This window comes from Mucilaginibacter sp. SMC90, from assembly GCF_022811725.1.
Classification (GTDB): Bacteria; Bacteroidota; Bacteroidia; order Sphingobacteriales; family Sphingobacteriaceae; genus Mucilaginibacter.
The window spans coordinates 978,515-996,493 of sequence record NZ_CP094527.1 but is presented as its reverse complement, the minus strand read 5'-3'; the positions used below and the strand labels follow the sequence as shown (position 1 = coordinate 996,493).

The 17,979-nt window shown below is 41.4% G+C and carries 20 protein-coding genes; 6 read left to right on the top strand and 14 right to left on the bottom strand.

The annotated features are described in order from the left end of the window. Positions 1-95 precede the first annotated feature (95 nt). On the top strand, positions 96-530 hold the full coding sequence (locus MTO98_RS04535) for a GNAT family N-acetyltransferase (RefSeq protein WP_243485420.1): 435 nt from the start codon (positions 96-98) through the stop codon (positions 528-530). A 65-nt stretch (positions 531-595) separates the two neighbouring features. Here MTO98_RS04535 and MTO98_RS04530 read toward each other — a convergent pair whose 3' ends face one another. Next, the gene (locus tag MTO98_RS04530) at positions 596-1,492 is read right to left on the bottom strand and encodes a DUF6340 family protein (protein WP_243485419.1); all 897 of its coding nucleotides are present in this window, start codon (positions 1,490-1,492) and stop codon (positions 596-598) included. Between the two features lie 314 nt (positions 1,493-1,806). On the opposite strand from MTO98_RS04530, the gene MTO98_RS04525 reads away from it, so the two are divergent. Further along, entirely contained in the window at positions 1,807-2,922 is a 1,116-nt protein-coding gene (locus MTO98_RS04525) for a M42 family metallopeptidase (protein WP_243485418.1), read from the top strand. A 96-nt stretch (positions 2,923-3,018) separates the two neighbouring features. After that, complete coding sequence (locus MTO98_RS04520; RefSeq protein ID WP_243485417.1) at positions 3,019-3,921, top strand: sugar phosphate nucleotidyltransferase; 903 nt, start codon at positions 3,019-3,021, stop codon at positions 3,919-3,921. 80 nt (positions 3,922-4,001) lie between these two features. Here the strand turns inward: MTO98_RS04520 and MTO98_RS04515 are convergent, their stop codons facing one another. Next, positions 4,002-4,388, bottom strand: coding sequence for a hypothetical protein (locus tag MTO98_RS04515; protein WP_243485416.1), 387 nt, complete (start codon positions 4,386-4,388; stop codon positions 4,002-4,004). Positions 4,389-4,748: 360 nt separating this feature from the next. After that, positions 4,749-5,129 (bottom strand): hypothetical protein, encoded by a 381-nt coding sequence (locus tag MTO98_RS04510; RefSeq protein ID WP_243485415.1) that lies wholly within the window; start codon positions 5,127-5,129, stop codon positions 4,749-4,751. A gap of 137 nt (positions 5,130-5,266) precedes the next feature. Between MTO98_RS04510 and MTO98_RS04505 the strand changes: the two genes are divergently transcribed. After that, positions 5,267-7,540 (top strand): glycoside hydrolase family 31 protein, encoded by a 2,274-nt coding sequence (locus MTO98_RS04505; protein ID WP_243485414.1) that lies wholly within the window; start codon positions 5,267-5,269, stop codon positions 7,538-7,540. Between the two features lie 194 nt (positions 7,541-7,734). Here the strand turns inward: MTO98_RS04505 and dnaK are convergent, their stop codons facing one another. Further along, positions 7,735-9,630: a molecular chaperone DnaK gene (gene dnaK, locus MTO98_RS04500; protein ID WP_243485413.1), complete on the bottom strand. Its 1,896-nt coding sequence runs from the start codon at positions 9,628-9,630 to the stop codon at positions 7,735-7,737. A gap of 258 nt (positions 9,631-9,888) precedes the next feature. On the opposite strand from dnaK, the gene MTO98_RS04495 reads away from it, so the two are divergent. Further along, positions 9,889-10,179: a hypothetical protein gene (locus tag MTO98_RS04495; RefSeq protein WP_243485412.1), complete on the top strand. Its 291-nt coding sequence runs from the start codon at positions 9,889-9,891 to the stop codon at positions 10,177-10,179. Between the two features lie 492 nt (positions 10,180-10,671). Beyond that, complete coding sequence (locus tag MTO98_RS04490) at positions 10,672-11,178, top strand: GNAT family N-acetyltransferase (protein ID WP_243485411.1); 507 nt, start codon at positions 10,672-10,674, stop codon at positions 11,176-11,178. Between the two features lie 189 nt (positions 11,179-11,367). Here the strand turns inward: MTO98_RS04490 and rplQ are convergent, their stop codons facing one another. The 10 genes from rplQ to rplO form a co-directional block, all read right to left on the bottom strand. Beyond that, complete coding sequence (gene rplQ / locus MTO98_RS04485; protein ID WP_243485410.1) at positions 11,368-11,919, bottom strand: 50S ribosomal protein L17; 552 nt, start codon at positions 11,917-11,919, stop codon at positions 11,368-11,370. 210 nt (positions 11,920-12,129) lie between these two features. Further along, positions 12,130-13,122 carry a DNA-directed RNA polymerase subunit alpha gene (locus MTO98_RS04480; RefSeq protein ID WP_090529218.1) on the bottom strand — a complete coding sequence of 331 codons (993 nt, stop codon included), beginning with the start codon at positions 13,120-13,122 and terminating at the stop codon, positions 12,130-12,132. Between the two features lie 179 nt (positions 13,123-13,301). Beyond that, complete coding sequence (gene rpsD, locus MTO98_RS04475) at positions 13,302-13,910, bottom strand: 30S ribosomal protein S4 (RefSeq protein ID WP_110585879.1); 609 nt, start codon at positions 13,908-13,910, stop codon at positions 13,302-13,304. A gap of 67 nt (positions 13,911-13,977) precedes the next feature. Then, positions 13,978-14,367, bottom strand: a complete 390-nt coding sequence (gene rpsK / locus MTO98_RS04470; RefSeq protein WP_112574505.1) for a 30S ribosomal protein S11 — start codon at positions 14,365-14,367, stop codon at positions 13,978-13,980. A gap of 137 nt (positions 14,368-14,504) precedes the next feature. Further along, the gene (gene rpsM, locus MTO98_RS04465) at positions 14,505-14,882 is read right to left on the bottom strand and encodes a 30S ribosomal protein S13 (RefSeq protein ID WP_090529226.1); all 378 of its coding nucleotides are present in this window, start codon (positions 14,880-14,882) and stop codon (positions 14,505-14,507) included. Between the two features lie 99 nt (positions 14,883-14,981). Beyond that, entirely contained in the window at positions 14,982-15,098 is a 117-nt protein-coding gene (gene ykgO, locus MTO98_RS04460; protein ID WP_022833269.1) for a type B 50S ribosomal protein L36, read from the bottom strand. 4 nt (positions 15,099-15,102) lie between these two features. Next, positions 15,103-15,321 (bottom strand): translation initiation factor IF-1, encoded by a 219-nt coding sequence (gene infA, locus MTO98_RS04455; protein ID WP_022833270.1) that lies wholly within the window; start codon positions 15,319-15,321, stop codon positions 15,103-15,105. Positions 15,322-15,385: 64 nt separating this feature from the next. Continuing rightward, positions 15,386-16,177 (bottom strand): type I methionyl aminopeptidase, encoded by a 792-nt coding sequence (gene map, locus MTO98_RS04450; protein ID WP_243485409.1) that lies wholly within the window; start codon positions 16,175-16,177, stop codon positions 15,386-15,388. A 6-nt stretch (positions 16,178-16,183) separates the two neighbouring features. Beyond that, a complete protein-coding gene (gene secY, locus MTO98_RS04445) occupies positions 16,184-17,527 on the bottom strand; it encodes a preprotein translocase subunit SecY (RefSeq protein ID WP_243485408.1) in 1,344 nt (447 codons plus the stop codon). 5 nt (positions 17,528-17,532) lie between these two features. Continuing rightward, a complete protein-coding gene (gene rplO, locus MTO98_RS04440; RefSeq protein WP_090529235.1) occupies positions 17,533-17,979 on the bottom strand; it encodes a 50S ribosomal protein L15 in 447 nt (148 codons plus the stop codon).

The following is a 17,979-nucleotide window of genomic DNA, read 5'->3' as shown; positions in this document are numbered from 1 at the left end:
CTGCCAGTGCCGGGATTACTTGTGCCTTCTCCAATAGAAAATCAGATTTGTTTATCTTTGCTTCCAATTCCGAAATCGAACATCCGAAATCCGAAATGAAAAATATCTCCATCGAACAAATCCGCCCGGAACTTACCTGGCGGTTAAGGCAAAGTATATTATATCCCGAAAGCAAGCTTTATGAAATGGAGATGGAAGAGGATAACCACGGTTATCACTTTGCAGCATTTAAAGATAACTATATCGTAGCGGTAGTATCTCTTTTTAATAAAGACAACGATTGGCAGTTCAGAAAATTTGCGGTTGATGAATCTGTTCAACAAACAGGGATAGGTAAAGCGATGCTGGAGCATATAACCGATTTTGTCCTTACCAACGGAGGTACATTATTATGGTGCAATGCCCGGGTATCGGCCATCGGTTTTTATTTAAAACACGGCTTCACGCATACCGGCCGACTCTTCACAAAAAACGGCTTCGATTACGAGATCCTCGAAAAACAACTCATTCCTTCTCCAGGGCAGGAATAACAAGAAGTAAGCTACCGAACCCTCAACTGCTTTAGGCCTTGTGCATTCTGCTTTCATCTGTATAATTACTCTTTCATCAAATCAACAATAATAGCTTTGGCAAAATCATTCGGTTGTTTTTGGTTGGATATTTTGGCAACATCAAGTGCTGCATCAATATCGCCTTGGGCTTCATAAACCACAGCAAGGTTATAAGCTGCACGGCTTGCAAGTTTCAAGTCAGGCCCATCAATAAGAGGATTTAATATCTGGAAAGCCTTATCAAATTTACCAGCCTTGATCAGTTCAACCGAGCTGCTCAGCTGATCGCCGTTAGCGTATAAGGGGCGGTCATGGTATTCTGTATATGGCAGGTAATCCTTAAGTGCGTCCAATGCCGAGTTTCGGATGGCATCAAATAATGGGCCTCCGTGGGCAAGTAAACTGGATGCATTGCCATATGGGTTACTGTCGTTTATCTCGGCCTCGCCATTTAGCTTTCTGAAGTAGATGCCGTTTGCTTCATATAATGTAAAACTTGTGTTAACCACCGATACCCGGTAAACAGATGGTACGCCGTTATAATAATCCTGCTTCCATTTGGTTTCCCCCTTAAAATCCTCGAACGCCAGTACATAAGCTGCTTTATATTTTTTGGCCAAAAACTTAACCGAATCGGTATTGGCGGTAAAATTAACCGAGTCCACAAGTTGAACAACTTTTACACCCGGTAGTGCATGCAGCTGGATTGCTGCGTTATTTATAGCAGTATAGGCAGCAGCTTTAAATGTGGTAAGTACGCGCTTGCCCCGGTTACGGGTTGAATCGGGCATGTAGTGGTTAATAACTACTATAGTTGTTTTTGCCCGGTTAAAGGTCTGCTTCGGTGCATAATCAACCGGAACATTTACATATTGAGGTACACTGCATGCCGCTAAAAAACATGCTGCAAATAAGATACAAGTAAGCCTGAATAGTTTCACTTTTATTAAAATTAAATATCGCGGAAAGGTATAACATAAGCATGAAAGCATAATGAAATACCCGGTCATTTTTGTATCAAAACAAAAAAATACCTTAATTGTGACTAAATATTTGCAACAACGTTTAATGCTAACGCAATTTTTTTCGGGCGAATATTGGAGTATATTAAAAGATTGTTAAAATTTAATTGATTTATGGCCCAGACCCAACATTTTAACAAAAAAACACTTTAATTAATATGAAATCGTTACTTTAGCTACCAATAACAAACTGCCGAAATTTTGCAGTACCATTTAATTACTTTTAAATAAAAATGGCTAAAAAGAAAACTGACGCTCCGCAACATACAGCTGTTGTAAACGAAACTTCACTCGCGTTTTTTGAAAAATATATAAATAACCCTTCACCTACCGGCTTTGAATGGAAAGGCCAGGAGCTTTGGCTCGAATACCTGAAACCTTATATCGACACTCATTATGTTGATAATTATGGCACTGCGGTTGGTATCATCAATCCCAAAGCCGATTATAAGGTAGTTATTGAAGCCCATGCCGATGAAATTTCATGGTTTGTGAACTATATTACCAATGATGGTTTAATATATGTTATCCGTAACGGCGGTTCAGATCATCAGATTGCGCCTTCAAAACGTGTAAACATCCATACAGATAACGGCGTGGTTAAAGCTGTTTTCGGCTGGCCGGCTATCCACACCCGCCTCGGCGGTGATAAGGAAGAGGCCCCTACCCTTAAAAATATCTTTTTAGATTGCGGCTGCACCTCAAAAGAAGAGGTTGAAAAGCTGGGCATCCACGTAGGTTGTGTTATCACCTATGAGGATGAGTTTATGATCCTTAACGACCGTTATTATGTTGGCCGCGCACTTGATAACCGTGCAGGTGGCTTCATGATTGCCGAGGTAGCCCGTTTGCTTAAAGAAAACAATGTAAAACTACCTTTCGGCTTATATATAGTTAATGCGGTACAGGAAGAGATAGGTTTACGCGGCGCCGAAATGATAGCCCATAAAATAAAACCTAATGTGGCCATTGTTACCGACGTAACGCATGATACGCAAACACCAATGATCAATAAAATTACCCAGGGCGATCTGGCCTGCGGTAAAGGTCCGGTAGTATCATATGCACCTGCAGTTCAGAACAATCTGAATAAGCTGCTTATTGAAAGTGCCCAAAAAGCAGGGATCCCATTCCAGCGCCAGGCATCATCACGTTCAACCGGTACCGATACAGATGCCTTTGCTTACTCCAATGATGGCGTACCATCGGCACTGATCTCATTACCTTTACGTTATATGCATACCACTGTAGAGATGATTCATAAAGAAGATGTTGACAACGTGATCCGTTTGATATATGAGTCGCTTTTAAACATCCAGGCCGGACAGGATTTCAGGTATATCAAATAACAAAAGTGAAATTTGTAAAACAATAAGAGCAGAAATCCATTCCTTATTAACATTAATCATAAAACAGATTTTTAATAAAATCCCCTCAAACTATCTATGAAACCCACCTTATTGATACTGGCCGCAGGAATGGCCAGCCGCTATGGTAGCATGAAACAAGTTGACGGCTTTGGCCCTAATGGCGAAACTATCATCGATTATTCAATATATGATGCAATAAAAGCAGGTTTTGGTAAAGTTACATTTATCATTCGCGAAGAGTTTGTTGATAGCTTTAAATCTATTTTTGAGCCTAAACTGGCTGGCCGTGTTGAAACAGATTATGTTTTCCAGAGCTATGACCTTAAGCAATTCGGTATTGATAAAGAAATTGAGCGCGCTAAACCATGGGGAACAGCTCATGCCGTGCTTGCTGCACGTAACCAAATAAACGAGCCTTTTTGCGTGATCAATGCTGATGATTACTATGGTTATGATGCATTTGAAAAAATGGCTAAATTTTTAACTACCGAAGTTAAAGATGACCTGTATTCATTGATCGGTTACCAGATTGACCGTACCCTGTCTGACTATGGCTCTGTATCACGTGGCGTGTGCAAAGTTGACGACAACGGCAACATGGTTGAAATTAACGAGCGTACCGAAGTTTACTTTAAAGAAGATGGCAGCGTAGCTTATAAAGATGCTACCGGCGAGTATGCACTTCCTAACGATACCCGTGTATCAATGAATTTCTGGGGCTTTACACCGGCTATTTTTAAACAAAGCGAGCAAATGTTTGTGGACTTTGTTGCTGCTAACGAAAACAATCCTAAAGCCGAATTCTTTATCCCATTGGCTGCAGATAAACTGATCAAAGATGGTACTGCTGCATTTAAAGTGATCCCAACCGGTTCAAAATGGTTTGGTGTTACATATAAAGAAGATAAGCCTATCGTTCAAAAAAGCATATCTGAACTGGTAGCTAACGGCGTATATCCTGAAAAACTTTGGGACTAAATATCGCTGATCTCATTAAAAAAGCAAAGCTCCCGTCGGTAACCGAACGGGAGCTTCTTTTATATATGCTTAATTAAAAATTAGTCCTGGTAAATAAAGAATGTTTTTTGGTTGTTTTCTTCGTAAACATGCAGGGTTTTCTTAACCACCTGGTTATCGGTTTTAACTTCCATTACGTAGTCACCATCTTCAAGGCCGGTTAAAACATAGCCTCTTTCAACATCTGTTTTGGTTGATACCACATCTTTCAGTAAAAGCTCATTTTGCTTGCTGTAAACACGTACAAATGCGCGGCCTATATCTGATTTCGCTATAGTTAATTTAACACCGCGGTCGTGATCAAGTGCGCGGAAGGATACAACGTCTTTAGCCTTAGGAGTAACATCGGCTGCTTTAGCAGCTGTAGTAGCGAAAACACCTGCGCTTAATAAGAAGAATAATGCTGATAATTTTATTGAAGTTTTCATGATTTTGAGCTTTTAAGTATCGTTAATATTTTGTGTTTGTTATTTTCAATGATCAAATGAACAACATTAATTTTAACTGCTAAAAAGTGTTATACCAGCGCTTTATAAATATAGACCAATGCCAAAAAGCACTCGGCAAACGCTAAAAACATACTAATTATCAGCATTTTACAAGTTGGTCGAAAATTACAAGGCGTTGATCGGGCGGGAAAGCCGGTTGGTCGTTTTTGAGGATGGAAAAGAAAAATCCGTGCAACGTTTTCAAAACAGGAAAAGCATAGTCCGTATCAGATTAATCATGTAAACATGAATCAATACCGTATCAGACTTTATTAACACCCTCTTCGGTTAGTAACCAAGTTAAGGGTTCTTTTCAAAAATATCATGTAAGTGAAGGCTTAACCCCAAAGTAATAAAAATGATGATAATAAATATTATAATGGGTACCGCCGAAGCATAACTGTCAATTTCAACTCTTTGATGTTCTTCTTCCAATTCTTTACCTGAGATAAAAAAAACACTTAGAAATAGCGCCAAAGCAATTAAAACATAATGGTCATTGTCAAAAACTAACCTGTACTTATTATAGCAGGCCTTGCTAATGAAGATTAACACAAACGTATCCCGAAAGAGGTTAAAAATTAAAAATAAAAATACCGCACATATAGTTTTCGCCCCGTTAGAAGCTGCCTGAGAGCCAAAATTTCTTTTATCTCTATACATAGCATAAATGGGAAGCATGATGTCGTGGAGTACCTTCATTTAGAATTTTACATATAACCTTGTCAAATATAACCGGCCAATCCACATTTAACAAAACCAACCCAACCAAATGGCGTTGCCTTTAAGTACCCTATCTATCCGGGTACACCACAGGCATGAATTTACAAATAGCAGGTAACGTACAGGGCTTTAAACAACAAGAGGGTATTTTAACAATCAAAACCGCCGAAGCCGAAGCGAGGGTTTACATCTACAGCCCGACTATTATCAGGGTAAATATCAGTAAAAACTTTAATCCCGATGATACTTCATTTGCGGTGGTCAGGCAGCCACTGGCTGATTTTGACTTTGACGAATCATCTGCCAACATTGATATTACCACTTCGGCCTTAAAGCTAAGCATTCAGAAATCGTCATTGCGGTTTAACTTTTTTACAGCCGGAGGCATTTCATTAAGCGAGGATGACGCGCGCTTTGGCACAAACTGGCAGGGAGAGCGTGTAACCTGTTACCGCCGATTATTTGAAGGCGAAAGGTTCATCGGTCTTGGTGAAAAAACCGGCAACCTTGACAGGCGCGGAGCGGCCTATGTAAACTGGAATACCGATGCGCCTAACCACACGCCCGACTCTGATCCGCTTTATAAAACCTTTCCATTTTTCATAGGTCTGCATAGCGGGCTTACCTATGGTTTGTTCCTCGATAATACACATAAAAGCTATTTCGACTTCGGCGCATCTACCGATGAGGAAACGAGCTGGTTCGGTGCCGATGGCGGCGATCTGAATTACTATTTCTTCGGGGCGCAGGGCGTTGCCAAAATTATTGAAGATTATACCTGGCTCACCGGCCGGATGGAAATGCCGCCGCTCTGGAGCCTCGGCTATCAGCAATGCCGATGGAGTTATATGAGTGCTGATGAGGTGCTGAACATCGCCCAAACATTTCGCAAAAAACAGATCCCTGCCGATGTGATGTATTGCGATATCGACTACATGGACGATTTCAAGATCTTCACCTGGAACAAAAAAACCTTCCCCAAACCCAAACAATTGCTGGATAAACTGAAGGCGATGAACTTCAAACTGGTTACCATTGTTGACCCGGGTATAAAGGTTGAACAAGGATATAAAGAATATGATGAGGGCATTGAGCGGGATTATTTTGCCAAATACCCCGATGGAGAAAATTATACCGGCTATGTATGGCCCGGCCGCTGTCACTTTCCCGATTTTTTCAGGGAGGATGTTCGAGAGTGGTGGGGCGCAGCTTTCACCGCCCTTACCGGTCCCGGCGTTGAAGGTTTTTGGAACGATATGAATGAACCTGCCGCCTGGGGGCAAAATATTCCCTGGTTAGTAAAATTTGGCGACAAGTTTATGCCCGAGGTGCGTAATGCCTACGGGATGCAAATGGCCCGTGCCACGTATGAGGGCACAAGAAAGATCCTGGGTAATAAACGACCTTTTGTGCTTACCCGTGCCGCTTACTCCGGCACACAACGCTATTCGGCCGTGTGGACGGGCGATAACACCGGTACCGATGCCCATATGCTATTGGGGCAGCGGTTGGTAAACAGCTTAGGTATTACAGGCATGAGCTTCGTTGGCGTAGATATAGGCGGGTTCAGCGGGAACCCTACACCGGAGCTGATGGTACGCTGGAACTCTCTGGGTACTTACACCCCGATGTTCCGTAATCATGCCATACAGGGCAGCAAAATGCGTGAGCCCTGGGAATGGGGCAAGGATAATGAAAAGATCATCAAAAAAGACATTGAACAACGGTATAAACTCCTGCCCTACCTGTACAGCAGCTTTTATCAATCAAATCAAACTGGTTTACCGGTAAGTCGCACATTGGCCATTGAGCACAGCTTTGATGAAAATGTTTTTGATGAGCGTTTTCAAAATGAATTTATGTTTGGCGATGCCATGCTGGTTGTTCCGGTAAAGAGCACAAAACTTACCGAAGATATTTACCTACCCAAAGGTTCATGGTACCGGTTAAGCAGCAATGAATTTTATGAAGGTGAACAAATAGTCAATGTTTCCGCCCCACTAACGGATTTACCCGTATTTGTAAAAGCCGGCAGTATTATCCCGATGCAAAGTGTTGTGCAAAGTACCAATGAAAAAGGTGATGGGGCATTGCAGGTCCACATTTGGAATGGAAACGAGGCTAATAGTTTTATTTATTATGAAGATGATGGCGTGTCATATGATTATGAGCAGGGTGTTTATTATAAACGTGTGATCCGTTTTGATCCTGTGAATAAAAGCATCAGTTTGTCAGCGGTTGAGGGGGAGTTTAAATCGCGGTTTATGCAATTGAAATTTGTTTTGCACGGGTTTGGGGGGATTGGGTTAAAAGATGAAATTATTGAGAATAAAAGCGGAGAGGTTGAAGTAATGTTAATCAGAGCCTAAATCTCAACCCGTCATTGCGAGGTACGAAGCAATCCCCTACTTTACAGGGAGACTTGCATAGTCGCTCTGCATCTCGGGGATTGCTTCGTACCTCGCAATGACGGGCGTATAGAATATGTATGAATCTTCATCCCACAAAAAAGCCCGGCCTGGAATTAACCAAACCGGGCTTTATATTATCGAAACAAAATTAATTATTTCACTTCTTCAAAATCAACATCTGTAACAGTGTCAGAGTTGTCTTGCGGAGCTCCGGCATCGCCAGCTGGTGCACCTTGAGCGCCTTCGGCAGAAGCTTTGTACATATCTTCAGATGCAGCAGTCCAGGCAGCGTTAAGCTCGGTTTGTGCAGCTTCGATAGCATCAAAGTTTTTAGCTGAATAAGCTTCTTTCAATTTAGCTAAACCAGCTTCGATAGGTGCTTTTTTATCAGCAGGGATCTTATCGCCGTACTCTTTCAGTTGTTTTTCTGTCGAGAAGATCAGGGCATCGGCAGCGTTCAGCTTTTCAACTTCTTCTTTTGCCTTTTTGTCAGCATCAGCGTTTGCTTCAGCTTCGTCCTTCATCTTTTTGATCTCGGCATCAGTTAAACCTGAAGAAGCTTCGATACGGATCTTTTGCTCTTTACCTGTAGCTTTATCTTTTGCAGATACGTGCAGGATACCATTAGCATCAATATCGAAAGTAACTTCAATTTGTGGTACACCGCGAGGTGCAGGTGGAATACCATCCAGGTGGAAACGGCCTATAGTACGGTTACCCGCAGCCATTGGGCGCTCACCTTGTAATATATGGATCTCAACTGATGGCTGGCTGTCGCTGGCGGTTGAGAAAGTTTCAGATTTTTTAGTAGGGATAGTAGTGTTTGACTCGATCAATTTAGTCATTACGCCACCCATAGTTTCGATACCTAATGAAAGTGGGGTAACGTCAAGCAATAACACATCTTTAACCTCACCGGTTAATACACCACCCTGAATAGCAGCGCCGATGGCAACAACTTCGTCAGGGTTAACACCTTTTGAAGGAGCTTTGCCAAAGAACTTTTCAACAGCTTCCTGGATAGCAGGGATACGGGTTGAACCACCTACCAGGATCACTTCGTCGATATCAGAAGTGCTTAAACCTGCATTTTTCAATGCTGATTTACAAGGGTCGATAGTACGTTTGATCAAGCTATCAGCCAATTGCTCAAATTTAGCACGGCTTAAAGTTTTAACCAAGTGTTTAGGCATGCCATCAACAGCAGTGATGTATGGCAGGTTAATTTCAGTTTGAGCTGAACTTGACAATTCAATTTTAGCTTTCTCGGCCGATTCTTTTAAACGTTGTAAAGCCATTGGATCTTTACGCAGATCAATACCTTCGTCGCTTTTAAATTCTTCTGCCAACCAGTCAATAATTACCTGGTCAAAGTCGTCACCACCTAAGTGAGTATCACCATCGGTTGATTTTACTTCGAAAACGCCATCGCCCAACTCCAGGATAGATACGTCATGCGTACCACCACCGCAGTCAAACACAGCAATTTTCATATCCTTGTGTGCTTTATCAAAACCGTAAGCCAAAGCAGCAGCAGTAGGCTCGTTAATGATACGGCGAACTTTTAAACCTGCAATTTCACCGGCTTCTTTGGTAGCCTGACGCTGTGCATCGTTAAAGTAAGCAGGAACGGTAATAACCGCTTCAGTTACTTCGGTACCTAAGAAATCTTCGGCAGTTTTCTTCATTTTCTGAAGGATCATTGCAGAAATTTCTTGTGGGGTATATTTACGGTCGCCAATTTCAACACGTGGGGTGTTGTTGTCACCTTTAACTACTTTATAAGGTACACGAGCCGCTTCACTTGTAACTTCATTAAACTGGTTACCCATAAAGCGTTTGATTGACGAAATGGTTTTTGTAGGGTTTGTGATAGCCTGACGTTTTGCAGGATCACCAACTTTACGTTCGCCATTATCAATAAAAGCTACTACAGACGGCGTAGTACGTTTACCCTCGCTGTTAGCTATAACTACAGGCTCGTTGCCTTCCATTACAGCAACGCAGGAGTTTGTTGTTCCTAAGTCGATTCCAATTATTTTAGACATATATGATTGTTTTTTCTTTTTTATTTATTGTTTACTTACCACTGCTGTTTATCAATGCTTGTGCCAATATGCCAATGGCAGTAAAAATTACCTCTAATTGTCAGTTCATGAACAAGGCGGCAGGATAGCTTACTTTGCAATGACAGGTTGGCAGGAGGAATGAGGTAAAAGGCGAAAGTTGAAAGGCAAAAGGTTGCTGCCAGACTTGTAACTTGTCAGTTTATCTCTTAATTTGAAACACGTAATTATAACACCGCTATGAAATATATCAGGGAGGGTAATAACAGGTTTGGAACAGTACTATACACTATCGACGGCAGCTACGTGCGGAAAGGCCAGGGGCGCTTTGGCGACATATTGTATACCATAGATGGCAAGGTGGTTAAAAAAGGCCAGGGAATGTTTGGCGACGTGGTTTGTAACATTGACGACAACCTGATCAGGAAAGGCCGGACACTTTTTGGCGATGTCCTTTATAATATAGATGGAAAATTTGTGCGGGAAGGTCGTAGCCCGTTTGGTGATATCAAGTTTTATATTGATGAGTGAAGGGGATATTTGTCTGAACCGGAATTTATGGAATTAAGAAGTTAGCAGAATGCCATGGTAATTTCTAAAAATTCTTTAATTCGTCTAATTCGAGTTCAGACAACAAAAAAATCAGTGAAATCAGCGCAATCTCCTTAATCAACGGTTCTGAATAATGGCGTTGCCTGCGGCCCGGGCTATCCGCTACAAGTCCTCGCCTTTTCCGACCCGCAGACCCAATCCGCGCTGTGGGCTTTCCGCTACTATCCCTAACGCACTTTACGTTTTTATAAAGTATTCAGGGTTTCTGATTAAAATCCTTATTTTTATATCAACAAACAAAACGCCTCTGTTACTTAACGCACTCAACAGGCTCACTACACGGCCTGGAATTGTATAACAAACAGCCAACAACACACCGGCTGTGCCTTCACTTAAAAAAAGCGAACTGGTTTTTTATTGTTATTTAATTCCAAACATCCAATGTTTTTTATTCAATCGCAACGGTTAAAGATGATACCGTTAACACATGAACAATTACTGTTACTTAAGCAAAACCGCAAGCTGCTGGAACTATCTATCGGCTTAACCCCTTCGGCCATGCTGGTCGATCCATTGTATATCAAAGAAATTGATGATGCCTTCGATAATTTCTGGCTGCCCAACACGCTCGCCTTTCCCAATAAATACCTTTGGTATACGGATTGGGAGATCGTTCTTAAAAGCACCAACACCGTCATCGGCGGCATGGGGTTCGCGGGATATCCCAATGACAAGGGAGAAGCCGAGATAGGTTACATGATCGATGCCAACCAGCATAACAAAGGCTTCGCTACCGAAGCGTTGCAACTGCTTTCACAATGGGCATTTAACCATGAATTTGTACGAGCTATCATCGTGCATACGTATGCCGATAACCTGCCATCAAGAAGGATATTGGATAAATGCGGATTTTCATTAATTGATGACGTTGAAGGCCTACTTACCTTCCGCCGTCACCGTCAATCACCGCACGAATAAAGTGTCTTTGCAAAAGGATTGACGAAGAATTTGAACACCAGAGCCACGGGGTTGCAGCGCACGATGCATGCTCATAAAGCGCGCGATTCCAAACCTATGCTCGCAGATATGGTTCTATAAAGCAGTCCAAAAAAAAGCGTCCTGCTCAATGAGCAGGACGCTTTAGTATCTGTTGAAACGAATAATTAATTATTCGCCTTTTTCAGCGTTTTCTTCGTTTTCAGAAGTTGCAGGTGCTTCAGCAGCTGGTTCTTCTTTAACATCTTCAACTACTACAGCTTCTTCTGCAGCTACAGGAGCAGCAGTTTTAGCTTTTGCACCAGCACCACCACGACGACGGGTTGATTTCTTAGCAGGAGCAGCAGCATCGTTACCGTAAACAGTGTTGTAATCAACAAGCTCGATGATTGCCATTTCAGCGTTATCGCCTAAACGGTTTTCTAACTTGATGATACGGGTGTAACCACCTGGGCGGTTAGCAATTTTCTCAGCAACCTCGCGGAAAAGGATCGAAGTAGCGTCTTTATCTTGCAGGTAGCTAAATACTGTACGACGAGAGTGCGTAGTATCGCTTTTTGATTTTGTTAAAAGTGGCTCAACATAACCGCGTAAAACTTTTGCTTTTGCTAATGTTGTAGTGATACGCTTGTGTAAAATAAGCGAAGTTGCCATGTTAGCCAGCATCGCTTTGCGGTGGCTGGTAGTACGGCCTAAGTGATTGTTTTTGTTTCCGTGTCTCATTGTTTTATATATTTCACGTGCATACCGTTGGGCGATAGGCTCAAGCCCTCGGAATTATGCTTTCGCTTAAATGTTAGATTTGAGATGTGAGACGTTAGATATGAGAATTAAACTCTCTAATCTATTATCCCAATCTCGTTTGTTACAAATAAAAAATGTTAGATTTTAAGAGCGAGAAAATCTCATGTCTCAAATCTAACATCTCATATCTTATTCTTCGTCCAACTTAAATTTAGACAGGTTCATACCAAAAGATAAGCCTTTTGATTTAACCAGGTCCTGGATCTCAGTTAACGATTTTTTACCAAAGTTCCTGAATTTTAACATGTCAGCAACATCGTACGATACCAGATCGGCCAGGCTGCGGATATCGGCAGCTTTAAGGCAGTTAAGGGCACGTACAGAAAGGTCAAGATCAACCAATTCAGTTTTAAGGATCTTGCGCATGTGCAGGATCTCTTCGTCAACCTCTTTAGTTTCTTCTTTAGCCTGTGCTTCAAGCATCATGTTTTCATCGCTGAACAGCATAAAGTGCTGGATCAGGATTTTAGCTGCCTCTTTCAAAGCATCTTCAGGATGGATAGAACCATCGGTAGCAATATCCAATACTAATTTTTCATAGTCGGTTTTTTGCTCAACACGATAGTTTTCGATGGTATATTTTACGTTTTTGATCGGGGTATAGATCGAATCGATAGCTATAACACCAACGTTAGCGTCAGGATTTTTATTCTCCTCGCTTGGTACGTAACCACGGCCTTTACCTACTGTAAGCTCAACTTCAAGCGTTACAGCCGGGTCCATGTTGCAAAGTACCAAATCAGGATTTAATACAGTAAAGTTGTTAGAGAATTTGGTAATATCTCCTGCTTTAAATGCATCCTGGCCATTTACAATAACAAATATTTTCTCGCTGTCGCCAGATTCACCTGTTTTCTTAAAACGAACTTGTTTAAGGTTCAGGATGATCTCGGTTACGTCTTCAACAACACCTTTGATGGTTGAAAATTCATGAGTTACTCCCGAAAAACGTACAGAAGTAATTGCATAACCCTCAAGTGATGAAAGTAAGATACGACGCAGAGCATTACCAATGGTTACACCAAAGCCTGGTTCTAACGGACGAAATTCAAACGTACCATCAAAATCATTTGCTTTTTGCATGATAACCTTGTCTGGTTTTTGAAATGCTAAAATTGCCATTTATATCCTTTATTTATTGTTTACTTGTTAATTGATTTTAGATGTGAGATTTGAGATGTGAGAGTTTTCTCTGGTATCCAAACGTTTATCCAAACCTTTTGTTTGTCATTTGCATATATACGAAAACCAGAAATGAGATTTGAAAAAACTCTCAAATCTCACATCTGATATCTCATATCTTATTTAGAGTACAACTCGACGATCAGGTTTTCCTTGATGTTTTCAGGGATCTCATCGCGGTTAGGATAGTTAAGGAATTTACCTGTTAAGGCATTTGCATCCCACTCTAACCAGCTGTATTTGTTGATTCTTCTTCCGGCTACTGAAGTAGTGATAGCTTCTAATGATTTAGATTTTTCACGTACTGCAACCACATCACCAGCTTTCAATGCATATGAAGCGATGTTTACAACAGCACCGTTAACAGTGATGTGTTTGTGGTTAACCAATTGGCGTGCTGCCGAACGTGTAGGAGCAATACCTAAACGGAAAACAGCGTTATCTAAACGAGCTTCCAGAAATTTCAACAGGTTTTCGCCTGTGATACCTTCTTTAGCAGAAGCGCGGTGAAATAAGTTTTCGAACTGACGCTCTAATACACCATAAGTGTATTTAACTTTTTGTTTTTCTTGCAACTGAGTTGAATACTCTGATTGCTTTCCACGACGTTTTGACGCACCGTGCTGACCCGGTGGATAGTTTTTACGATCTAACGCTTTGTCCGGACCGAAGATCGGCTCACGGAAACGACGGGCAATTTTGGACTTTGGTCCTGTATATCTGGCCATTTTTGTGTGTTCTTAAAGTATCATGCAGCCTGCAGCTGCAGAATCTTAGCTTTAAAAAATATGTTAATTAAACTCTTCTTCTTTTTGAAGGACGGCAACCATTGTGTGGAAGCGGTGTAATATCTTTAATCGTAGTTACTTCGATACCTGCAGTTTGCAAAGTACGGATAGCTGACTCACGACCGGCACCAGGGCCTTTTACAAATACTTCAACTTTACGTAAACCTAAGTCATAAGCAACTTTACCGCAATCGGCAGCAGCCTGACCGGCAGCGTAAGGAGTATTCTTTTTTGAACCTTTGAAGCCCATTTTACCAGCAGATGACCAAGAAATAGCCTGGCCTGTTTTGTTGGTAAGGGTGATGATGATGTTGTTGAAAGTAGCATTGATATGCGCTTCGCCAACTGGCTCAACAATCACAATGCGTTTCTTGGTTACTTTTTTAGCTTTAGCCATTTTTTTTGTTGTTACTTACGAATTACTGGGTTACTTCAATAACCCGGACCCGTAAAAATTACTTAATGAGGTATTCCTGACTAATTAAAGGTTATCAAGCGGCAATAAACCAATCTCCAACCTCTAACCACCAATCACTATTTAGTAGCTTTTTTCTTGTTAGCAACTGTTTTACGTTTACCTTTACGGGTACGTGAGTTGTTTTTAGTACGCTGACCACGTAATGGTAAACCTTTACGGTGACGTGTACCACGGTAACAACCAATATCCATCAAACGTTTAATGTTAAGTTGCACTTCTGAACGCAATGCACCTTCAACCTTAATCTGGTCGTTAATAATTCCGCGTATAGAAGATAATTGCTCATCGGTCCAGTCTTGTACTTTGATATTAAAATCAATACCAGCCTCAGTCAAAATTCTTTGAGCTGTTGAGCGGCCAATACCGAAAATGTAAGTAAGTCCGATTTCTCCTCTTTTATTCTTTGGTAAATCAATACCTGATATCCTTGCCATATTGTTTATTTAGTGATTTAGTGATTTAGTGATTGGGTGAGTTATTGCTTTTGATAAATTCAGCAACTCACTAATTCACTAATTCAAAATTAATTTTTCTTAGCCCTGGCGTTGTTTAAACTTCGGGTTCTTTTTGTTAATAACGTAAAGTTTCCCGTTACGGCGGATGATTTTGCAATCAGCGCTGCGCTTTTTGATGGATGCTCTAACTTTCATCTTTTTATTTATATCTATAGGTTATTCTACCCTTTGTTAAGTCGTACGGACTCATTTCCAATTTTACCCTGTCGCCAGGAAGAATCTTGATGTAGTGCATACGCATTTTGCCCGATATGTGCGCTATAATCTCATGACCATTTTCAAGTTCAACCCTGAACATTGCATTTGACAATGCCTCTCTAATTGTACCGTCTTGCTCAATCGAAGATTGTTTAGCCATATTTTGTTGATTATTACTTAATTATCCGCCCTAAAACCGGGATGCAAAATTAATAAAAAATTATTTAATTATTATTTTTTTCTTTTAAAACATTTTCTACGTAATCAAACGTCGATAAAATGTCTGGTGTGCCTTTGCGTACAGCTACAGTATGTTCATAATGTGCCGAAGGCTTCTTGTCAGATGTTGAAACCGTCCAGCCATCATCCCAAAACTTAACACCGGCACGGCCGGCATTGATCATCGGTTCGATAGCTATAACCATTCCTTCTTCCAGCTTGATACCAGCACCGCGTTTGCCATAGTTAGGCACCTCAGGCTTTTCATGCAGTTTTAAACCTACACCGTGGCCTACCAGCTCCTTTACTACACCAAAGCCGTTCTTTTCGGCATGCTCCTGTACTGCGTAGCCTATATCGCCTATACGCATTCCTACAACCGCTTTCTCAACACCCAGCTTCAAGCATTCTTGCGTAACACGCATCAGCTTTTTAACCTGGTCGCTTACTTCGCCAATGGCAAAGGTATAAGCCGAATCGCCGTAGTATTTATTTAAAATAACACCGCAGTCAACAGATACCAGGTCACCTTCGGTTAAAACATGTGATCCGGGAAAGCCGTGTACAACCTGATCATTCAGGGAGATACACAGTGAGTAAGGAAATCCGTGATAGTTTAAAAAGGCAGGAACACCGCCGTTATCCCGTATAAAGGTCTCGGCAAGTTTATCCAGTTCAATTGTTTTAACACCCGGAGCAATAACCTTAGCTATCTCTCCGAGTGTTTTAGAAACAAGTAAAGAACTTTCTCTTATGAGTTCTATCTCTTCGACAGACTTATAATTGATTTTTGACATTACTAATTAAATCGCTGTCGGACTGGTACCGGCAGCGGCAGGCATAGCTGTACGTCCCTTAATTCGTCCGGTTTTCATTAAACCATCATAATGGCGCATCAACAAATGACTTTCTATTTGCTGTAATGTATCCAGCACAACACCCACCAGGATGATCAGCGAAGTACCGCCAAAGAACCTTGCAAATACCGGAGATACACCAACCAAACTGGCAAGTGCCGGGATGATTGCTATAATAGCCAGGAATACTGATCCTGGTAAAGTTATCTTTGAAATTACGCCATCAATAAACTCAGCAGTAGTACGGCCTGGTTTGATACCCGGGATAAAACCGCCGTTCTTCTTCATATCATCAGCCATTTGGTTAGGGTTAACCGTAATAGCTGTGTAGAAGTAAGTAAACAGGATGATCAGGATACCGAATAACAGGTTATGCTCCCATGAGTTATAGTTAGCTAAAGCTATTAATATACCGTTTGATGATACATTAGGGAAAAACTGCGATACAGTTTGTGGGATAAACATCAATGCCTGCGCAAATATGATTGGCATTACACCGGCAGCATTTACCTTTAAAGGTATATACTGGCGCACACCGCCATATTGTTTATTACCCACAATACGTTTTGCGTACTGCACCGAAATTTTACGTGTTCCCTGTACTATCAGTATAGTAAACATTACTACACCAATAAGACCAACGATCTCAACAATGAAAGCGATCAAACCACCGGCACCGCCATTACGCGAAATAAACTCGGTAGTAAACGCCATTGGTAACTGGGCTATGATACCCACCATGATGATGAGTGATATACCATTACCGATACCTTTATCAGTGATCTTTTCACCTAACCACATTACAAATAATGTACCTGCCGTTAACACGAAAGTGTTAAGGAAGAGGAAGGTGAAAGGGTCGGCAATAGTCCTTGCATCAGCAGCAACCTGCGATTTAAGGTAACCTATAGCTTGTAAAAAGGTAATACCAATTGTTAGGTAGCGGGTCCATTGGTTAAGCTTGTTGCGCCCGCTTTCACCTTCTTTTTGCAATTTAGTGAAATACGGAACGGCAATACCCAGCAGTTGCACCACAATTGAAGCCGAAATGTAAGGCATAACACCTAATGCGAAAATAGAGGAACGTGAAAACGAACCTCCTGCAAACATATTCAGCAATCCTACTAATCCTTCTGCCTTTTGGGTTGATGCTATCGCAGCGTTAACGCCGGGTAAAACAACATATGAGCCTACACGATATATTAAAAGAAATAAGAGTGTGTTAATAATACGCACTCTCAGATCTTCGATTTTCCAGATATTGGATAATGTGGTGAAAAATTTCTTCATCGAAATTATAACTTAACTATGGTACCACCTGCAGCTTCAATAGCTTTTTGAGCTGTAGCAGTAAATGCATGTGCTTTAACTTCTAATTTGGCAGTAAGCTCACCACGGCCCAGGATCTTAACCAGGTCGTTACGTGATACCAAACCGTGCTCTTTCAAAGTATCAAAATCAACAGCAGTAAGCGAAAATTTTGTTACTAATTCCTGAAGTACGTCAAGGTTTACACCTGTGTACTCAACACGGTTAGGGTTTTTAAAGCCTACCTTAGGCACACGGCGCTGTAAAGGCATCTGACCGCCTTCAAAGCCTACCTTGGTGCTGGTACCTGAACGTGAACCGGCGCCTTTGTGGCCACGGGTTGACGTACCGCCACGGCCAGAACCTGTACCACGGCCAATTCTTTTTCTATTTTTGGTTGAACCTTCTGCAGGTTTTAAATTACTTAAATTCAT